Origin of the sequence: Nonomuraea glycinis (assembly GCF_014646515.1) — a bacterium.
In the GTDB taxonomy this organism is placed as follows: domain Bacteria; phylum Actinomycetota; class Actinomycetes; order Streptosporangiales; family Streptosporangiaceae; genus Nonomuraea; species Nonomuraea glycinis.
The window spans coordinates 15,978-31,855 of the sequence record NZ_BMNK01000010.1; the positions used below are offsets into that span (position 1 = coordinate 15,978).

The 15,878-nt window shown below is 70.9% G+C and carries 12 protein-coding genes; 8 read left to right on the forward strand and 4 right to left on the reverse strand.

The genetic code is table 11. From position 1 onward, the window contains the following. Nucleotides 1-12: 12 nt before the first annotated feature. Nucleotides 13-1,614 carry a PucR family transcriptional regulator gene (locus IEY87_RS26380; protein ID WP_189141480.1) on the forward strand — a complete coding sequence of 534 codons (1,602 nt, stop codon included), beginning with the start codon at nt 13-15 and terminating at the stop codon, nt 1,612-1,614. A gap of 20 nt (nt 1,615-1,634) precedes the next feature. On the opposite strand, the gene IEY87_RS26385 is transcribed toward IEY87_RS26380, so the two are convergent. After that, nucleotides 1,635-2,261 (reverse strand): TetR/AcrR family transcriptional regulator, encoded by a 627-nt coding sequence (locus IEY87_RS26385; RefSeq protein WP_189141481.1) that lies wholly within the window; start codon nt 2,259-2,261, stop codon nt 1,635-1,637. A gap of 232 nt (nt 2,262-2,493) precedes the next feature. Here IEY87_RS26385 and IEY87_RS26390 point away from each other — a divergent pair, with 232 nt between their 5' ends. Continuing rightward, on the forward strand, nt 2,494-3,921 hold the full coding sequence (locus IEY87_RS26390) for an aldehyde dehydrogenase family protein (RefSeq protein WP_189141482.1): 1,428 nt from the start codon (nt 2,494-2,496) through the stop codon (nt 3,919-3,921). A 34-nt stretch (nt 3,922-3,955) separates the two neighbouring features. After that, nucleotides 3,956-6,541, forward strand: a complete 2,586-nt coding sequence (locus tag IEY87_RS26395) for an NACHT domain-containing protein (RefSeq protein WP_372462287.1) — start codon at nt 3,956-3,958, stop codon at nt 6,539-6,541. Nucleotides 6,542-6,732: 191 nt separating this feature from the next. On the opposite strand, the gene tnpA is transcribed toward IEY87_RS26395, so the two are convergent. Further along, the gene (tnpA, locus tag IEY87_RS26400) at nt 6,733-7,161 is read right to left on the reverse strand and encodes an IS200/IS605 family transposase (RefSeq protein ID WP_189141484.1); all 429 of its coding nucleotides are present in this window, start codon (nt 7,159-7,161) and stop codon (nt 6,733-6,735) included. A 25-nt stretch (nt 7,162-7,186) separates the two neighbouring features. Here tnpA and IEY87_RS26405 point away from each other — a divergent pair, with 25 nt between their 5' ends. Beyond that, nucleotides 7,187-8,320, forward strand: coding sequence for an RNA-guided endonuclease InsQ/TnpB family protein (locus IEY87_RS26405; protein WP_225278084.1), 1,134 nt, complete (start codon nt 7,187-7,189; stop codon nt 8,318-8,320). A gap of 81 nt (nt 8,321-8,401) precedes the next feature. Here the strand turns inward: IEY87_RS26405 and IEY87_RS26410 are convergent, their stop codons facing one another. Beyond that, entirely contained in the window at nt 8,402-9,571 is a 1,170-nt protein-coding gene (locus tag IEY87_RS26410) for a trypsin-like serine peptidase (protein ID WP_225278083.1), read from the reverse strand. 331 nt (nt 9,572-9,902) lie between these two features. Between IEY87_RS26410 and dxr the strand changes: the two genes are divergently transcribed. Both dxr and ispG read left to right on the forward strand, forming a co-directional pair. Then, nucleotides 9,903-11,093, forward strand: coding sequence for a 1-deoxy-D-xylulose-5-phosphate reductoisomerase (gene dxr, locus IEY87_RS26415; RefSeq protein ID WP_225278082.1), 1,191 nt, complete (start codon nt 9,903-9,905; stop codon nt 11,091-11,093). Between the two features lie 40 nt (nt 11,094-11,133). Then, a complete protein-coding gene (ispG, locus tag IEY87_RS26420) occupies nt 11,134-12,303 on the forward strand; it encodes a flavodoxin-dependent (E)-4-hydroxy-3-methylbut-2-enyl-diphosphate synthase (RefSeq protein ID WP_189141486.1) in 1,170 nt (389 codons plus the stop codon). On the opposite strand, the gene IEY87_RS26425 is transcribed toward ispG, so the two are convergent. Next, nucleotides 12,304-13,161, reverse strand: a complete 858-nt coding sequence (locus IEY87_RS26425) for a MarR family transcriptional regulator (RefSeq protein ID WP_225278081.1) — start codon at nt 13,159-13,161, stop codon at nt 12,304-12,306. Between the two features lie 134 nt (nt 13,162-13,295). On the opposite strand from IEY87_RS26425, the gene IEY87_RS26430 reads away from it, so the two are divergent. Together IEY87_RS26430 and IEY87_RS26435 are read left to right on the forward strand one after the other, a co-directional pair. Beyond that, a complete protein-coding gene (locus tag IEY87_RS26430) occupies nt 13,296-14,171 on the forward strand; it encodes a haloalkane dehalogenase (RefSeq protein ID WP_189141488.1) in 876 nt (291 codons plus the stop codon). A 93-nt stretch (nt 14,172-14,264) separates the two neighbouring features. Next, complete coding sequence (locus tag IEY87_RS26435; protein ID WP_225278080.1) at nt 14,265-15,863, forward strand: alpha/beta hydrolase; 1,599 nt, start codon at nt 14,265-14,267, stop codon at nt 15,861-15,863. Nucleotides 15,864-15,878 lie beyond the last annotated feature (15 nt).

Consider the following 15,878-nt stretch of genomic DNA (forward strand, 5'->3'; position numbering starts at 1 on the left):
GGACAAAAGTCGATGGCGCCTTCCTTGCGGGCCGTGGTGCGGCGGATGGGGCTGCGGCCGGTCGCCGGCGGGCTGGACACGGTCGTGCGGTGGGTGGCGGTCAGTGAGCTGGAGGATCCGGCCCCCTTTCTCGAAGGGGACGAGCTGCTGCTGACCACCGGTATCCGGCTGGGAGATGATTTTTCGGGATATGTCGCCCGGCTGGTGGCTCGTGGGGTGGCCGGGCTGGGCTTCGGTGTCGGGCTCACCCACGAGGAGATCCCGGCCGCGCTCGTGGCCGCCGCCGAGCAGGCGGGGCTGCCGCTGCTGGAGGTGCCGCGCGAGACGCCGTTCATCGCGATCGGCAAGCTGGTCAGCGAACTGCTCGCCGCCGAGCAGTACGACGAGATCACCCGCGCCTTCGCCGCCCAAGGCCGGCTGACCCGCGCCGCCCTGCGCCCCGAGGGCACCCACGCGGTCATCGACCGGCTGGCCAAGGAGACCGGCGGCTGGGCGATCCTGCTGGACGAGTCCGGCCAGGTGCGCCACACCACCCCCGGCGCCGACGCCGACGCGGTCACCGCCGAGATCACCCGGCTCCTCACCACGGGCCGGACGGCGTGGGGGGCGGCGTCGGGGATCCGGGGGAGTGGGCGGCGATTCCCGGCCAGCCTGGCGCTGGCCGGGCCGGACGAGCACGTCGTGGTGCAGCCTCTGGGCGGTGGTTCGCGGCCGCGCGGGTTCTTCGCCGTCGGGGCGGCGCGGCCCTTCTCGCCGGTGGCCCACACCGTGGTCAACGCCGCCGGCTCGCTGCTCACCCTGGCTCTGGAGCAGGGCGGGGCCCACCTGGAGGCCGAACGGCGCCTTCGTGACGCCGTACTGCGTCTGCTGCTGTCCGGGGCGCCGGGTGCGGTGGAGGAGGCGCGGGCGGTGCTCGGCCCGCTCGGCGCGCGGCTGCCCGAGGAGCCGTTCGTGGTGCTGGCCGTCGGCGAGGAGGCGCTGGAGCAGGTGGAGGCGGTGGCCTTCGCCGCCCGCCTGGACCCGGCCGGGGAAGCCGTCCCGCCCGCCGACGGTCCATCGGGACCCCTGGCGGGCGAGAGGCAAGCCGGGAGCGGTCCTGCCGGACGAGCTGGGCAGGTCGGGGGCGAGTCCGCTCTGGGGGCCCGGCGGCGGGCGGGGGTGGCCGTGTTGGTGGCGGAGGGGGTGGGGATGGAGGTGGCGGAGACGGTCGGGGTGGCTGTCGGGGTCAGCTCGCCGTGCGACTACCGGACCCTGCGGGGTGGGGTCGAGCAGGCGTGCCGGGCGTACGGGGGGAGCCGGGGTGGGGTGGTGTTCTTCGGTGCGCTGGCCGGGCAGGGGCTGATGGCGCTGCTCGAACCGGCCGCGGCGCGGGCGTTCTCGGCGGCGCTGCTGGCCCCGCTCGTGGCCTACGGGACGCGGGCCGATCTGATGGCGTCGCTGCGGGCGTACCTGGACAGCAATGGGCACTGGGACGCCGCCGCGCAGCGGCTCGGCGTGCACCGGCACACCCTGCGGTACCGGATGAAACGGGTGAGCGAGCTGCTGGGGTGCGATCTCGACGATCCGGGCGTGCGGGCCGAGCTGTGGTTCGCGCTGGAGGCCGCGCGACGCTGACGGGCAGCGTCGCGCGGACGTCAGTTCTTGTCCACCAGGTAGCAGCAGATGGTCGCCGTGGTGACCGCCTCGTAGGTGCGGCCGTCCCGCAGGTGTCCCGCCCGCTCCAGGCTGATGGCGCCCTGGGCCGCCGCCCACAGCGCGTCCGCGATCTTGCGGGGCTGGGTGGGGATGAGGTGTCCGGCGGAGATGCAGTCGGCGATCACCCGGTCGAAGATGTTGAGCGCCGCGCGAGCGAGGGTCCTGGCCCGCTCGCTGGGTTCGAAGCCGGGGATCGCCCGCTCGAACATCAGGCTGTAGTAACCGGGCTCGGCCAGGCACGCCTGGCGGTAGGCCGGGCAGAGCGCATTGAGGTGTTCGAGGGGATCCCTGCGCTGCGGTGCCGCTTCGAGGAAGCGGCGAAAGCGCTCAAATCCCTCCAGATAGAGAGCCTCCGCGAGGCCCTCCCGGTTGCCGAACATCGTGTAGATGACCGTCGTGGTGCAGCCGGCCTCGGTGGCGATCCTGCGCATGGTCAGACTGTCGGAGCCATCGCTGATCAGCAGGTTCACGGCGACGTCCAGCAGTTTGGAACGTAGCTCGTCATGGCCGGCCCGTTCGCCCAACAGGTAGGCGCCTTGAAGCCCAAGCGGCGCCGAGGAGGTCATGGGCCCACGCCTTTCTTTTCGTGGGCCCCGCCGCGCTGAGGGACCCGCATCCGTGACTTAGCCATGGCGGAGAGGCTTCAAACCGCTCCGCCTCGTAAACATCCCGAATTAGGCCTACTTCTGTTACATGGTGGGTATACAACCGGGCTTGTACTTAACGGAGGGGCCAGAGGGCACTCTTGTGCACCCTGGTGTAAGTCCCCCTCGTTAGGCTTGGCATAACGTCATGGGTATGGACGTGCGTACCTTCTGGCTCGCCGGGCGCCCCGCCACCGGCGACGCCGAGCTCACCGTGACCAATCCCCACGACGGTCGAGTGGTCGGCCGGCATTCCGTGCCGACCGACGCGCAGGTGGAGGAGGCCATCGCCGCCGCTCAGGCGGTGACCGCGCAGGCGGCGGCGCTCCCCGTGCACGTACGGGCGGACGCGCTGGCCCACGTCTCGCGCAGGCTGGCCGAGCGGGCCGACGAGATCGCCCAGCTGATCACGGCCGAGAACGGCAAGCCGATCGTCTGGGCGCGCGGCGAGGTCGGCCGGGCCGTCGCCACCTTCCGCTTCGCCGCCGAGGAGACCCGCCGCTGGTCGGGTGACGTGCAGCGGCTCGACACCGAGCCCGCCGCCGCCGGCCGGCTGGCCTATGTCTCCCGGGTGCCCTACGGGACGGTGCTGGCGATCACCCCGTTCAACTTCCCGCTCAACCTGGTCGCGCACAAGGTCGCCCCGGCCATCGCGGTCGGCGCGCCCATCATCGTCAAGCCGGCTCCCGCCACCCCGCTGTCGGCGCTGGTGCTCGGCGAGATCCTGGCCGAGACGGACCTGCCCGCCGGGATGTTCTCGGTGCTGCCGATCCCCAACGACCGGGCCGGCGCGCTGGTGGCGGACCCGCGGCTGCCCGTGGTGTCGTTCACCGGCTCCGCCCCGGTCGGCTACGCCATCGCCGACCAGGTCCCGCGCAAGCACGTGACGCTGGAGCTGGGGGGCAACGCGGCGGCCGTGGTGCTGGCCGACGCCGACCTGGACTGGGCGGCCCAGCGCATCGCGCTGTACTCCAACTACCAGGCGGGGCAGAGCTGCATCGCCGTCCAACGGGTGATCGTGGAGCAGCCGGTCTACGACGCGTTCGTGGAGCGGCTGCTGCCGGCCGTCGACGGGCTCGTCACCGGCGACCCGGCCGACGAGAAGACCCAGGTCGGCCCGCTGGTCTCGGTGGCCGCCGCCGAGCGGGTGGAGCAGTGGGTGCGCGAGGCCGTCGACGCGGGCGCGCGGGTGCTCGCGGGCGGCACCCGGGAGGGCGCCACGTTCGCGCCCACGGTGCTCGCCGATGTCCCGGCCGACGCCAAGGTCCGCCGCGAGGAGGTCTTCGGGCCCGTCATGGTGCTGCAGAGCGCCGCCTCGATCGACGACGCCTACGCGATGGTCAACGACTCGAGGTACGGCCTGCAGGCCGGCGTGTTCACCCGGTCGCTGGACGCGGCCTTCCGGGCCAACCGGGAGTTGGAGGTCGGCGGCGTGATCATCGGTGACGTGCCCTCCTATCGGGCCGACCAGATGCCGTACGGCGGGGTCAAGGACTCCGGCATCGGGCGTGAGGGGCTGCGGTCGGCCATGGATGATCTAACTTACGAGAAGGTGATGGTGCTGACGGGAATTTCCCTCTGAGCAAAAAGCGCGCCTTATGCGACGATGAACGTCTATGGGAGATAGGTACCGATACGTCGATGCTGTGCGCTCCCTAGGGGGCACGGACCCGGTGCTCGACGCCCTGCAGAGCGCCGGGAGTGCCGCACTGCCTATCGGCGGAGTGCTGGAGGCTCGGAACGAGCTGGTCAAAGTGGGCATCGACCTGCTCGCCGGCTGGCGCGAGTGGCGTCCCGGCAGCACCTGGCGCTCCCGTACGGACCGGTTCGAGGCCGCGCACGCGGTCCTCGTCATGACGGCCTACTTCGAGGCCCTCGGCACCCTGGACCTGCCCTTCGCACCGAGCGGGCTGGAGACGCCCCACGGGGACGGCGGGCACGTCTGGGACCTGGCCACGCCGCTCTGCCCGGCTCCGCACCGGCCGTTCGCCCAGGCCGTGGCCGCCGTCCGCGGCTACTACCGCGCGCTGAGCGGGCAACTGCTCGCCTTCGTGGCCGAGCTGGACCTGTGGGCGCGGCTCGACGAGCACGCCCGGCAGTGGACGGCCGCCGCCTACGGTGACGAACTGGTCGAGCGGGCCGTGCTCCGCTACGCCGACCGCTACCGCACCCTCGCCGAGGACGTGCCGGAGCTCGCCTACTGGGCGGGGATCGCCGACCACCAGCCGAGCCTGGCCGGGATGGCCGAGCTCGAACGGCTCATCTCCTTGGTGGCGTCCGGCGCGGCACTGCCCGAACGGCTCGCCACGCTCGACCGGCTGCACCAGGCGGCGCTGGTCCGGCCGATCGCCGAGACCGGCGACCTGCCGATCGGCTTACGACTGCCGACGCTCGCCCAGGCGTACGTGACCCCGCGGTTCAGGGCGGCGGAGATCGCCCCCGGCGACGACCCGAGCGTCGAGGAGTGGTGGGAGGGGCACGAGCTCCGCGCCGACCTGCCCGTCTTCCTGTCGGGATTCCTCACGGCCTCGGCGGCCGGCGAGGTGCCGCTCATCGTGCTCGGCCAGCCGGGGTCGGGCAAGTCGGTGCTGAGCAAGGTGCTCGCCGCCCGCCTGCGCGACGCCCCCTTCCTGCCGATACGGGTCCCGCTGCGCGAGGTGTCGGCCACCGCCGGCATCCAGGAGCAGATCGAGCAGGCCGTCCACCACCTGAGCGGCGAGCGGCAGGACTGGCCCGCCATCGCCAGGTCGGCGAACGGCGCGCTGCCCGTCGTCATCCTCGACGGGTTCGACGAGTTACTGCAGGCCACAGGGGTGCGGCAGTCGGACTATCTGATGAAGGTGGCCCGCTTCCAGCACCGCGAGGCCGACGCCGGCCGGGCGGTCGCGGTCATCGTCACCTCACGCACCGCCGTCGCCAACCGGGCAGGGCTGCCCGAGGGCACGGTGGTCGCCCGGCTGGAGCCGTTCGGCACCACCGCCATGCGGACCTGGCTGGAGGTGTGGAACGCGGTCAACGCCGACTATTTCTCGGCGGCCGGGCTGGAGCCCTTCACCTTCGACGTGGCGCTGAGCCAGCGGCACCTGGCCAGGCAGCCGCTGCTGCTGCTCATGCTCGCCTTCTACGACGCCGACGGCAACGCGCTGCGCCGGGAGAACCGCACACTGGGCCAGGCGGAGCTGTACGAGCGGTTGATGACCAGGTACGCCGAGCGCGCGCTGGAGATGAGACACCCGCGTGAGCAGGTGGCGCGGCTGGTGGAGCGCGAGCTGCTGCGGCTGTCGTTCGTCGCCGCGTCCATGTTCAACCGGGGACGGCAGTGGGCCACCACCGAGGAGGTCGACGCCGACCTGGACGTGCTGCTGCCGGAGCAGCGCAGGACACCCGGGCTCGCCACGCCGCACAGCGCCGGGCACGAGGCGCTGGCCCGGTCCTTCTTCGTGCACCGGGCCCAGGCGGTCCGCGACGACGAGGTGCTGCACACCTACGAGTTCCTGCACGCCACCTTCGGCGAGTTCCTCATCGCCAGGCTGCTCGCCTCGCTGATGCGCGAGCTGGTGGCGCAGGAGTCCAGCCTGGCCCTCACCGGGGTCCACGACGGGCTGCTGCGCACGCTGCTGTCCTGGGCCACGATCTCCTCGCGGCTGCCGGTGGTGGCGTTCCTGCAGGAGTTGGTGCACGACGCCGACCGGTGGCGGGCCGTGGTGCTGCGGCTGTTCCGGGAGCTGGACGCGCGGGAGGACTCTTCGATCGCCGCCTACCGGCCCTGGATCGCCGGCCCGCACCGCAGGTACGCCTACTATTCGGCCAATCTCATGGTGCTCGCCCTGTCGTGCGCCCCCGAGCTGCGGGCCAGCGAGTTCATGCCCGGGCACGAGGACGTGGTGACCGAGTGGCGCAGCTACGCGCTGCTCTGGCGCTCACAGTGCGCGCTGGCCGAGTGGCAGAGTCTGGTGGACCTGGTGGCGGTGCGTCCGGTGTGGTCCCAGGACGACGTACGGGAGCTGCACCTGAAGCTGTCGCCGCAGGAGTTGTGGGAGCCGGGGCCGTTCAGCTGGTCGTGGGCGGGCGTGGACAAGCTGCTCTCGATCGCCCAGCTTCGCCGGCAGGTCATGTTCTCCGCACTGGCGGATGAAGGCGCTCTGCTCGCTCTCTACATGGACGATCTACGCACCCACCAGCAGGCCCACCGCCGGCCCTGATCAGCGGCCCAGACGGGCGGCCCTGACCGGCGGCCCTGACCGGCTGTTCAGACCGGCGGCCCAGACGCGGCGGTCCTGATTTCAGCGTGATCTGGCGTGGAACCCCGGGCGTTCACGCCCGGGAGGAAACGACGGCGCGGGAGGGCCTCCAGGCCCGAGCGGTGCCCTGACAGTCGGTCTTCGTGGGTGGCTCAACCCGGCCGTTTCTGGTTCTCGATGTACTCCTTGATGATCGACAGGGGTGCTCCGCCGCAGGACGCGGCGAAGTACGAGGGGGACCAGAAGTGCCCGCCCCACAGGTATGGGCGGATGTGGGGGCCGAACTCTTTGCGCAGCATCCGGGCCGAGACGCCTTTGAGGGAGTTGACCAGGACCGACAGGGCGACTTTGGGCGGGTAGTGGACCAGCAGGTGGACGTGGTCGTGCTCGCCGTTGAATTCGATCAGGACGGCGCCGAAGCTGTCGCATACCTCGATCATGATGTCCTCACAGCGGCGCAGGGTCTCATCGGTGAACACTTCGCGCCGGTATTTGGTGGTAAAGACCAAATGGGCATGCAGGCTGTGGACCACGCTACGGCCCCGTCGGATCTCGGGGTTCGGCTCCCATCGCGGTGACATGGACCTAATGGTAGTGTGTTCGATTGTGAAACTGGTGGTGCAGGTGAAGCTCCTGCCGACGCCGCAGCAGGCGGCGGCGCTGGAAGCCACCCTGCACGCCGCCAACCGGGCGGCGAACCTGGTCGCGGCACTGGCGTTCGAGCAACGCTGTTTCCGCACCTTCGACCTGCGCAAGCACACCTACGACCAGATCAAGGCCGAGTTCGCTCTGGCCGCCCAGGCCGCCCAGCACGTCATCAAGAAGGTGTGCGACGCCTACCGCACGCTGCACGCCAACCTGGCCGCCGGAAATCTGGGCAAGCTCGGATCGCCGCGCCGGGTCAAAGCCGAGGCCAAACCGATCTCCTTCCGGCCGCTGGCGGCCCAGCCGTTCGACGACCGATGCCTGTCCTGGCAGCATGATGCGCGGACGGTGTCGATCTGGACGACCGCCGGGCGGCTGAAAGGGGTGGCCTTCACCGGCTCGGCCGGACAACTGGCCGCCCACCGCCGGGGTGAGTCGGATCTGGTGTGCCGGGACGGGATGTGGTTCCTGCACGCCACCGTCGAGGTCGCCGATGCCCCCATCGCGGTGCCGGACGGATTCCTCGGGATCGATCTGGGCATCGCCAACATCGCCACCACCAGCGACGGAGTCCGCCACAGCGGTAAGGCACTGAAGGCGGTCCGCCACCGCCATCGCCAACTACGCCGACGCTTGCAGGCCAAGCAGACCAAGTCCGCCAGGCGGCTGCTGAAAAGACGCCGCCGTAAGGAGGCCCGTTTCGCGGCCGACACCAATCATGTGATCGCCAAGCAGATCGTGACCGAGGCAGAACGCACCGGCCGCGGGATCGCCCTGGAAGACCTCCAGGGCATCCGCGACCGGGTCCGGCTTCGCAAGCCCCAGCGGGTCACGCTGCATTCCTGGAGCTTCCACCAACTGGGCGGCTTCATCGGCTACAAGGCCCACCGGGCCGGGGTCGCCGTGATCCACGTCGATCCGGCGTACACCAGTCAGCAGTGCTCGTCGTGTGGGCATGTGGACCGCCAGAACCGGCTCGATCAAGCCTCTTTCCTCTGTACGTCGTGCGGCTTCGCTGAGCATGCCGACGTCAACGCGGCCCGCAACATCGCCTCACGCGGTGAGACGGGCTGGGCAGTGAGTCACGCTGCCTGACGCGGACCGGACCGTCGAAGCCATCGACGGCGAGGAGCTGCAAGCTCGGTCGTTTACGACCGAGAAGCTGACGCTCTGATCTCACGCCTGTTGGGCGGTGAGGAAGAGCTTCTTGGCGGTGTCGCCGAAGTAGGGGCCGTACATCGTGCGCTGGTCGTTGCTGTACTTGAAGCTGCTCAGCGAGGTGATCGTGCCCTTGCCGGTGGCGGCGTCGAAGGCCGACAGCCACGGCCCGCCGCTCGACCCCGCGGTCATGCCGCAGCCGAGGCCCTGGTCGCGGGTGTCGCCGTAGGGGTCGTCGCGCAGCCGGCCCGCGCAGTAGACCAGGTGCTCGCCGTCGTAGGGCGGATCGGCCGGATAACCGAAGCCGTAGGTGTGCTCGCCGCGCGTGCCGTTGAAGGCGATCCGCTGGGTGCCGACCGCGTCGGCGATGTGCTTGCCGCCCGAGGCGTTCAGCGCCACCATGCCCACGTCGTAGCTGTCGTCGGCCGCGCGTGACCAGGGACCGGCGACGAACATCCGCCGCGCCGTCCACTGCCCGTACGGCTTGCGGCCGCCGGCGTCGTAACCGGGGACGAACGTCCAGTTCTCCGCCCATCCGCCCTTGCCGTCCTTGACGCAGTGGCCGGCGGTGACCAGCAGGTCGCGGTTGGCGCTGTCCACGGTGCTGGCCGAGCAGACGAAGTCGGCCCCGGCCATGGTCAGGAAGACGCGACCGGTGGTCTTGGCCACCGCGCCGCCGATCGGCCAGCGGGAGCCCGCCGTGGTGGCCAGCGGCCGGGCCGACTGATGACGCGGCTGCCCGCTCCTCGCCGCGCCGCCGTCCCGGCGCCCTCCGGCCTGCGCGGAGCCCGCGAGCGGAACGCTGGAGACGGTGCCGTTGGACAGGTCGGGGGCGGCGCCCAGCCCGGTCTTGCCGGTCAGGCCGCTCAGCAGGCCGTCGCCCTTGGTCACGATGTCCAGCAGGCTGATCGGCAGGGCGGCGGCCATCCGCTGCGGGGTCCAGTAGTCGAGCACCCGCCGCTGGTCGGCGGCGGCGCGGGCGGCCACGTGCTCGACGACGTCGCCGTCCGCCACGCCGCGGGCCGCCGTCCTGGGAACCGCCCTCTTGGGGGTGGCCACCTGGGCGGCCGGCCGGTGGGGGGTCGCAGCGGGGCCGAGGTGCTGCTCGGGGGTCGCACCGATGAGAGCGGGGCCCAGCAGACCCGCGACGAGTGGTACGGCCGCGATCAGGGGGGTGCTCAGGATCATGACCCCCGAGTGTGCACTACGTCGTGTGTTTATGTGGCTACTTTCGGTAAAAAACTCAGAGTGCGTCGGCGCTCCGGGCGCCTTGATCGCAGACTGTCCCCGGCGGTGAGGTGGGGAGGGTGAGCGGAGCGAATCTGCGGAGCATTACCTGCCTCTCTGGGCCGTATCGGCGTTTGGCAGGTGGTGGCGCCAATATCGCGATTTACCCTGATCAGCGCATTCGGATATGGCGATATTTGGGTATTTGTTTGCTGGAGTATCTGGAGCTCCAAACGGTGCCGAGGCGGCCACCCGGTGCCCGGCCGCGCCTGGCAGCGGCGACAATGGAGGGGTGCGTCAACAGATCCCCCGTTCCGTCGTCGTGCTGGGCTCCACCGGCTCGATCGGTACGCAGGCCCTCGATGTCATAGCCGCCGAGCCCGCCAGGTTCAAGGTCGCCGGGCTCGCGGCCGGGGGCGGCAAGATCGAGCTGCTCGCCGAGCAGGCGGCGGCCACCGGCGCCGAGGCGGTCGCGGTGGCCGATCCCGCCGCCGTGCCCGCACTGAAGGAGGCGCTCGCCGCGCACGGCGCGAGCCCCGTGGTGCTCGCCGGGCCGGAAGGGGTCGCGGAGGTGGCCGCCTGGCCGTGCGATACCGTGCTCAACGGCATCACCGGCGCGCTCGGGCTGACCTCCACGCTGGTCGCGCTGGAGGCGGGGCGCACGCTCGCGCTGGCCAACAAGGAGTCCCTGATCATCGGCGGGCCGCTGGTCAAGCGGCTGGCCAAGCCGGGCCAGATCCTGCCCGTCGACTCCGAGCACTCGGCGCTGCAGCAGTGCCTGTGGGCCTCGGGGCCGCAGGGCTACGACCCCGACGCCGTCAGGCGGCTGGTCGTCACCGCCAGCGGCGGCCCGTTCCGGGGCAGGAAGCGCGCGGAGCTGGCCGACGTCACGCCCGAGATGGCGCTGGCCCACCCCACCTGGTCGATGGGCCCGATGATCACCATCAACTCCGCCACCCTGGTCAACAAGGGGCTGGAGGTGATCGAGGCGCACCTGCTGTTCGACCTCGGCTTCGACCGGATCGAGGTCGTGGTGCATCCGCAGTCGATCATCCACTCGATGGTGGAATACGTCGACGGTTCGACCATCGCCCAGGCCAGTCCGCCCGACATGCGGCTGCCCATCGCGCTCGCGCTCGGCCATCCGGACCGGATCGCGGGGGCCGCCCGGCCGATCGACTGGACCGCGGCTCACACCTGGACCTTCGAGCCGCTCGACGACACCGCCTTTCCCGCCGTCGCGCTGGCCAGGCAGGTCGGCAGCGAGGGCGGCACCGCCCCCGCCGTCTACAACGCGGCCAACGAGGCGTGTCTGGAGGCGTTCATCCGAGGCGGGCTGCCGTTCCTGGCGATCGTCGACACGGTGGCCAAGGTCGTCGAGGAGCACCAGGTCACCGCCGCCGGATCGGTCGACGAGGTGCTCGCCGCGGACGCCTGGGCCCGCGCCCGTGCGGCCGAACTCACAGCGGGACAGTCCCGTTAGCTCCATAGACTGATTAGCGTCGTCGAACTCAAGGGTTGAAATGTCTTCTGTAGCACTCGGCATCCCGACGGTACGCACCAAGCCGCTCGCCGAACGCCGCCACTCTCGCCGGATCATGGTCGGCAACGTGCCCGTGGGAGGCGACGCGCCCGTCTCCGTGCAGTCGATGACCACCACGGTCACCGCCGACGTCAACGCCACCCTCCAGCAGATCGCCGAGCTGACCGCCTCCGGCTGCCAGATCGTGCGCGTCGCGGTGCCGTCCCAGGACGACGCCGAGGCGCTGCCGATCATCGCCAGGAAGTCGCAGATCCCGGTGATCGCCGACATCCACTTCCAGCCGAAGTACGTCTTCGCCGCCATCGAGGCGGGCTGCGCGGCCGTGCGCGTCAACCCGGGAAATATCAAGAAATTCGATGACAAGGTGGGCGAGATCGCCAGGGCGGCGGCCGACCACGGGGTGCCGATCAGGATCGGCGTCAACGCGGGGTCCCTCGACCCGAGGCTGCTGCAGAAGTACGGCAAGGCCACCCCCGAGGCGCTGGTGGAGTCCGCGCTGTGGGAGTGCTCGCTGTTCGAGGAGCACGGCTTCCGCGACATCAAGATCTCGGTCAAGCACAACGACCCGGTCGTCATGATCAACGCCTACCGGCTGCTGGCCGCCCGCTGTGACTACCCGCTCCACCTGGGCGTCACCGAGGCCGGTCCCGCCTTCCAGGGCACGATCAAGTCCGCGGTGGCGTTCGGCGCCCTGCTGGCCGAGGGCATCGGCGACACCATCCGGGTCTCGCTGTCGGCGCCTCCCGTCGAGGAGGTCAAGGTCGGCGCGGGCATTCTGGAGTCGCTCGGCCTGCGCGAGCGCGGCCTGGAGATCGTCTCCTGCCCGTCGTGCGGCCGCGCCCAGGTGGACGTCTACACCCTGGCGGAGCAGGTGCAGGCCGGCCTCGAAGGACTGAAGGTGCCGCTGCGGGTCGCGGTCATGGGCTGCGTCGTCAACGGCCCCGGCGAGGCCCGCGAGGCCGACCTGGGCGTGGCCTCGGGTAACGGCAAGGGCCAGATCTTCGTCAAGGGCGAGGTCATCAAGACCGTGCCGGAGTCACAGATCGTGGAGACCCTGATCGAAGAGGCGCTGCGCCTGGCGGAGGAGATGGGCGTCGACGTCGACCTGGACGACGACGAGGCCCCGGGCGCACAGGTCACCGTCGGCTGATCAGGGCTGCTGGTTCTTCGGGGGGTTCGTGGTCAGGAGTTTGGTGAGGAGGGCGCGGAGTTCTCGTTCGGCGTCGGCGCCGAGGACGGCGAGGACGTCGGCCTGCAGGCGGGCGGCGGCGTCGCGGACGACGGTGAGGCGCTGCCGGCCGACCTCGGTGAGCTCCAGCGCGTAGCGGCGGCGGTCGCTCGGATCCTGGCCTCTGGCCACCATCCCGAACCGCACCAGCTCGTCGACGAGCTGGGCGGCGGCGGGCTCGCTGATGCCGAGACGGCGGGCGAAGCGCTGCTGCGGGCAGGGCCCCAGCTCGGCGATGGCCGACAGCGAGCCGAAGTGCCGGGTGCGCAGGCCCACGTCGGCCAGGAGCGCGTCCCCCATCCGCCGCAGCCGGTAATGGGCCTGGGCGACGAGGTAGGCGGTGGTCTGGAGCGGCTCGGGCTCCGGCAGGAGCAGGCTCAGCAGCTCGTTGAGCCGCTGCCGTTCGTCCGGGGTGAGGACGGCGGTGACCCGGGCGTCGCGTTCGGCGACCACCTGCCGCATGGCATCTCTGGCCGCGCGGCCCTCCTCGGTGATCGACAGCATGTAGGAGCGCCGGTTGGCGGGGTTGCGGGTACGGGTGACGTACCCGGCCTCCTGCAGCCGGTCGATCAGCCGCACCATGATGGTCCTGTTGATGCCGAGCCGTTCGGCCAGCTCGTGCTGGGAGTCGGCGTCCTGGTCGGCGAGCGTGTCGAGCACCACGAAATCGCGGGCCTGCGGATCGCCGGTCAGCGCGTCGCCGGTGAAGCGCTCGTAGGCCCCGCGCAGCAGCCCTCCCACGGACGCGCGCAGCACCTGCGTGAGCGTCTGTCCTTCCACCGGCCCCACCTCCGGCGCGCAGCCTATCCAAGACGGTGACGGTTATGCGCGTAAATAGTTGGCATGTTGACGATTATACGAGTAGACGGTTATGTTTCTTGACGTAAGGCCACTCACGAGCAAGGACTCCCCGCATGCCTGAGATCGACGTGCTCGACTCGACCATCCACTACGAAGACGCGGGCAGCGGTACGCCGCTCGTCTTCCTGCACGGCAACCCCACCTCCTCCCACCTGTGGCGCAACGTGCTCCCCGGGATCGGCGAGCCCGGCCGGCTCCTCGCCCCGGACCTCATCGGCATGGGCCGCTCCGGCAAGCCCGGCATCGCCTACCGCTACGACGACCACGCTCGCTACCTCGACGCCTGGTTCGACGCCCTGGAGCTTGACGACGTCGTGCTCGTGGGCCAGGACTGGGGCGCCTCGCTCGCCTTCGACTGGGCCGCGCGCAACCCCGGCCGCGTGCGCGGCGTGGCCTTCATGGAGACGATCGTCAAGCCGATGAGCTGGGCGGAGTTCCCGGCGGCGGCCAGATCCCGGTTCGAGGCGTTCCGCACCCCGGGCGTGGGCGAACAGCTCGTGCTCGACCAGAACGTCTTCCTGGAGCAGGCGTTCGGGGTCCCGGTGCTGCGGGAGCTGAGCGAGCAGGAGTTGGAGCCCTACCTGCGGCCGTACCCGACTCCTGAGAGCCGGCGTCCGGTGCTGCAGTGGGCGCGCTCGATGCCGCTCGACGGCGAGCCCGCGGACGTCGTCGGCCGCATCGAGAAGTACGACGCCTGGCTCGCCACCAGCCCCGAGGTGCCCAAGCTCCTGCTGACCTTCGACTCGTCGCCGACCCTGATGGTGGGGCCGGAGATGGCCGCCTGGTGCGCGGCCAACATCGCCGCTCTGGAGATCGAGCACTGCGGCCCGGCGGGCCACCACGCGCCGGAGGACCAGCCGGAGGCCATCGCGGCGGCCGTCGCGGGCTGGGCCGACCGGAACGGGCTCCGCGCTCCCGCCACGGGGTGATCTCGGAACGGCAAGATTTTCTTCATACGCACCGTCATCGAGCCGCTACTTACGGCAGTATCTCTTCGCCTAAGGAATTGGGGGAGGAGCCGGGTGAAACGGGTTGTCGGGCTGATTGCCGGGACGGCTGTGCTGGTCGTCGGGGTGGTGCCGATCGCGGCGGCGGAGGTGGCGCGGGGTCCCGCCGCGCAGTCGTACCTCGCCGAGAGTGTGCGGTGGGGGCCTTGCGCGCAGGAGAAGCAGGAGAAGGAGAGCAGGCTCACCGCCGTGCCGGTGGAGTGCGCCACCGTACGGGTGCCGCTCGACCATCGCGAGCCGATGGGGCACGCGATCAAACTGGCGATCAACCGGATCAAGGGCACGGCGTCCCGGGACGGCAACCACCTCGGCACCCTGCTGGTCAATCCAGGCGGACCAGGCGCGTCCGGGCGTACGCTGGCCCGCTACGTCGCCGCCGTGCTGCCGCCGGAGCTGAAGGCCCGCTACGACGTGGTCGGGTTCGACCCGCGCGGCGTCGGGGCGAGCCAGCCGGCGCTGCGGTGCGTGGACCCGGAGGTCTACTACCGGGCGCCGCGTCCCGACGCCGTCCCGCGTAGCCCGAGCGAGGAGAACGTCCTGCTCAGCAGGGCGGCCCACTACGCGAGCCAGTGCGGGAACATGTGGTCGTGGCTGCTGCCGCACATGACCACCGAGAACGTCGCCAGGGACCTGGACGTCATCCGCGCCGCGCTCGGCGAGCAGAAGATCAGCTACCTCGGCTACTCGTACGGCACCTACATCGGGTCGGTCTACGCCACGCTCTTCCCCGATCGGGTCAAGCGCCTCGTCCTGGACAGCTCCGTCAACCCCGACGAGGTCTGGTACGAGGCCAACCTCAAGCAGGACCGGGCGTTCGAGGGCAGGCACCGCGACTTCCTCGCCTGGACGGCCGGGCACCACAAGGTCTACGGGCTCGGCAACTCGACCAGGCAGGCCAGGTTCGCCTGGTACGCGATGCGCGCCAGGCTGCACGACCGGCCGGCGGGCGGGGTGGTGGGCGCCAGCGAGCTCGATGACGTCTTCACCGTGGCCGGCTACAGCGACCGGATCTGGCCCGAGCTCGCCGCCGCCTGGTCCGCCTACGTCAGGAAGGGCGACCCGAAACCGCTGATCGCCGCCTTCGACAAGCACGGCAAGAACGACGCGGAGGACGAGAACGGCTACGCCGTCTATCTCGCCACCCAGTGCCGCGACGCCGCCTGGCCGCGTGACTGGGCGAGGTGGCGGGCCGACATGACCAGGATGCACCGCCGGGCGCCGTTCCTGACCTGGCCGAACGCCTGGTTCAACGCGCCGTGCGCGTACTGGCAGGTGGGCGGTGGCACACCGGTGGCGGTGCGGGGCTCCCAGCAGCTCCCGCCGATCCTGATGCTCCAGTCGCGCGCCGACGCCGCGACCCCCTACCTGGGGGCGGTGAACCTGCGCAAGCACTTCCCGACCGCGCGCATGGTCGTGGAGACCGGCGGCAACCACGGGGTGGCGCTCGGCGGCAACCGGTGCGTGGACCGTCACCTGTTCGCCTACCTCACCGACGGCACGATGCCACCGCACGGCACGCGCTGTCAGGCGCTGCCGGCGCCCCGTCCGACGACGCACATGGTGTCAGGAAGGGTGGCAGGTCACGAAAGGCTCACCGAGGTGCTTACGAGATGAGCTAATCAGTTGTCG

What these genes read in the sequence shown, in the direction of transcription:
- ispG (WP_189141486.1), top strand. Translation starts at nt 11,134, where the DNA reads ATGTCTTCTGTAGCACTCGGCATCCCGACGGTACGCACCAAGCCGCTC.
- IEY87_RS26390 (WP_189141482.1), top strand. Translation starts at nt 2,494, where the DNA reads ATGGACGTGCGTACCTTCTGGCTCGCCGGGCGCCCCGCCACCGGCGAC.
- IEY87_RS26410 (WP_225278083.1), bottom strand. Translation starts at nt 9,571, where the DNA reads ATGATCCTGAGCACCCCCCTGATCGCGGCCGTACCACTCGTCGCGGGT.
- tnpA (WP_189141484.1), bottom strand. Translation starts at nt 7,161, where the DNA reads ATGTCACCGCGATGGGAGCCGAACCCCGAGATCCGACGGGGCCGTAGC.
- IEY87_RS26395 (WP_372462287.1), top strand. Translation starts at nt 3,956, where the DNA reads ATGGGAGATAGGTACCGATACGTCGATGCTGTGCGCTCCCTAGGGGGC.
- IEY87_RS26385 (WP_189141481.1), bottom strand. Translation starts at nt 2,261, where the DNA reads ATGACCTCCTCGGCGCCGCTTGGGCTTCAAGGCGCCTACCTGTTGGGC.
- IEY87_RS26380 (WP_189141480.1), top strand. Translation starts at nt 13, where the DNA reads ATGGCGCCTTCCTTGCGGGCCGTGGTGCGGCGGATGGGGCTGCGGCCG.
- IEY87_RS26430 (WP_189141488.1), top strand. Translation starts at nt 13,296, where the DNA reads ATGCCTGAGATCGACGTGCTCGACTCGACCATCCACTACGAAGACGCG.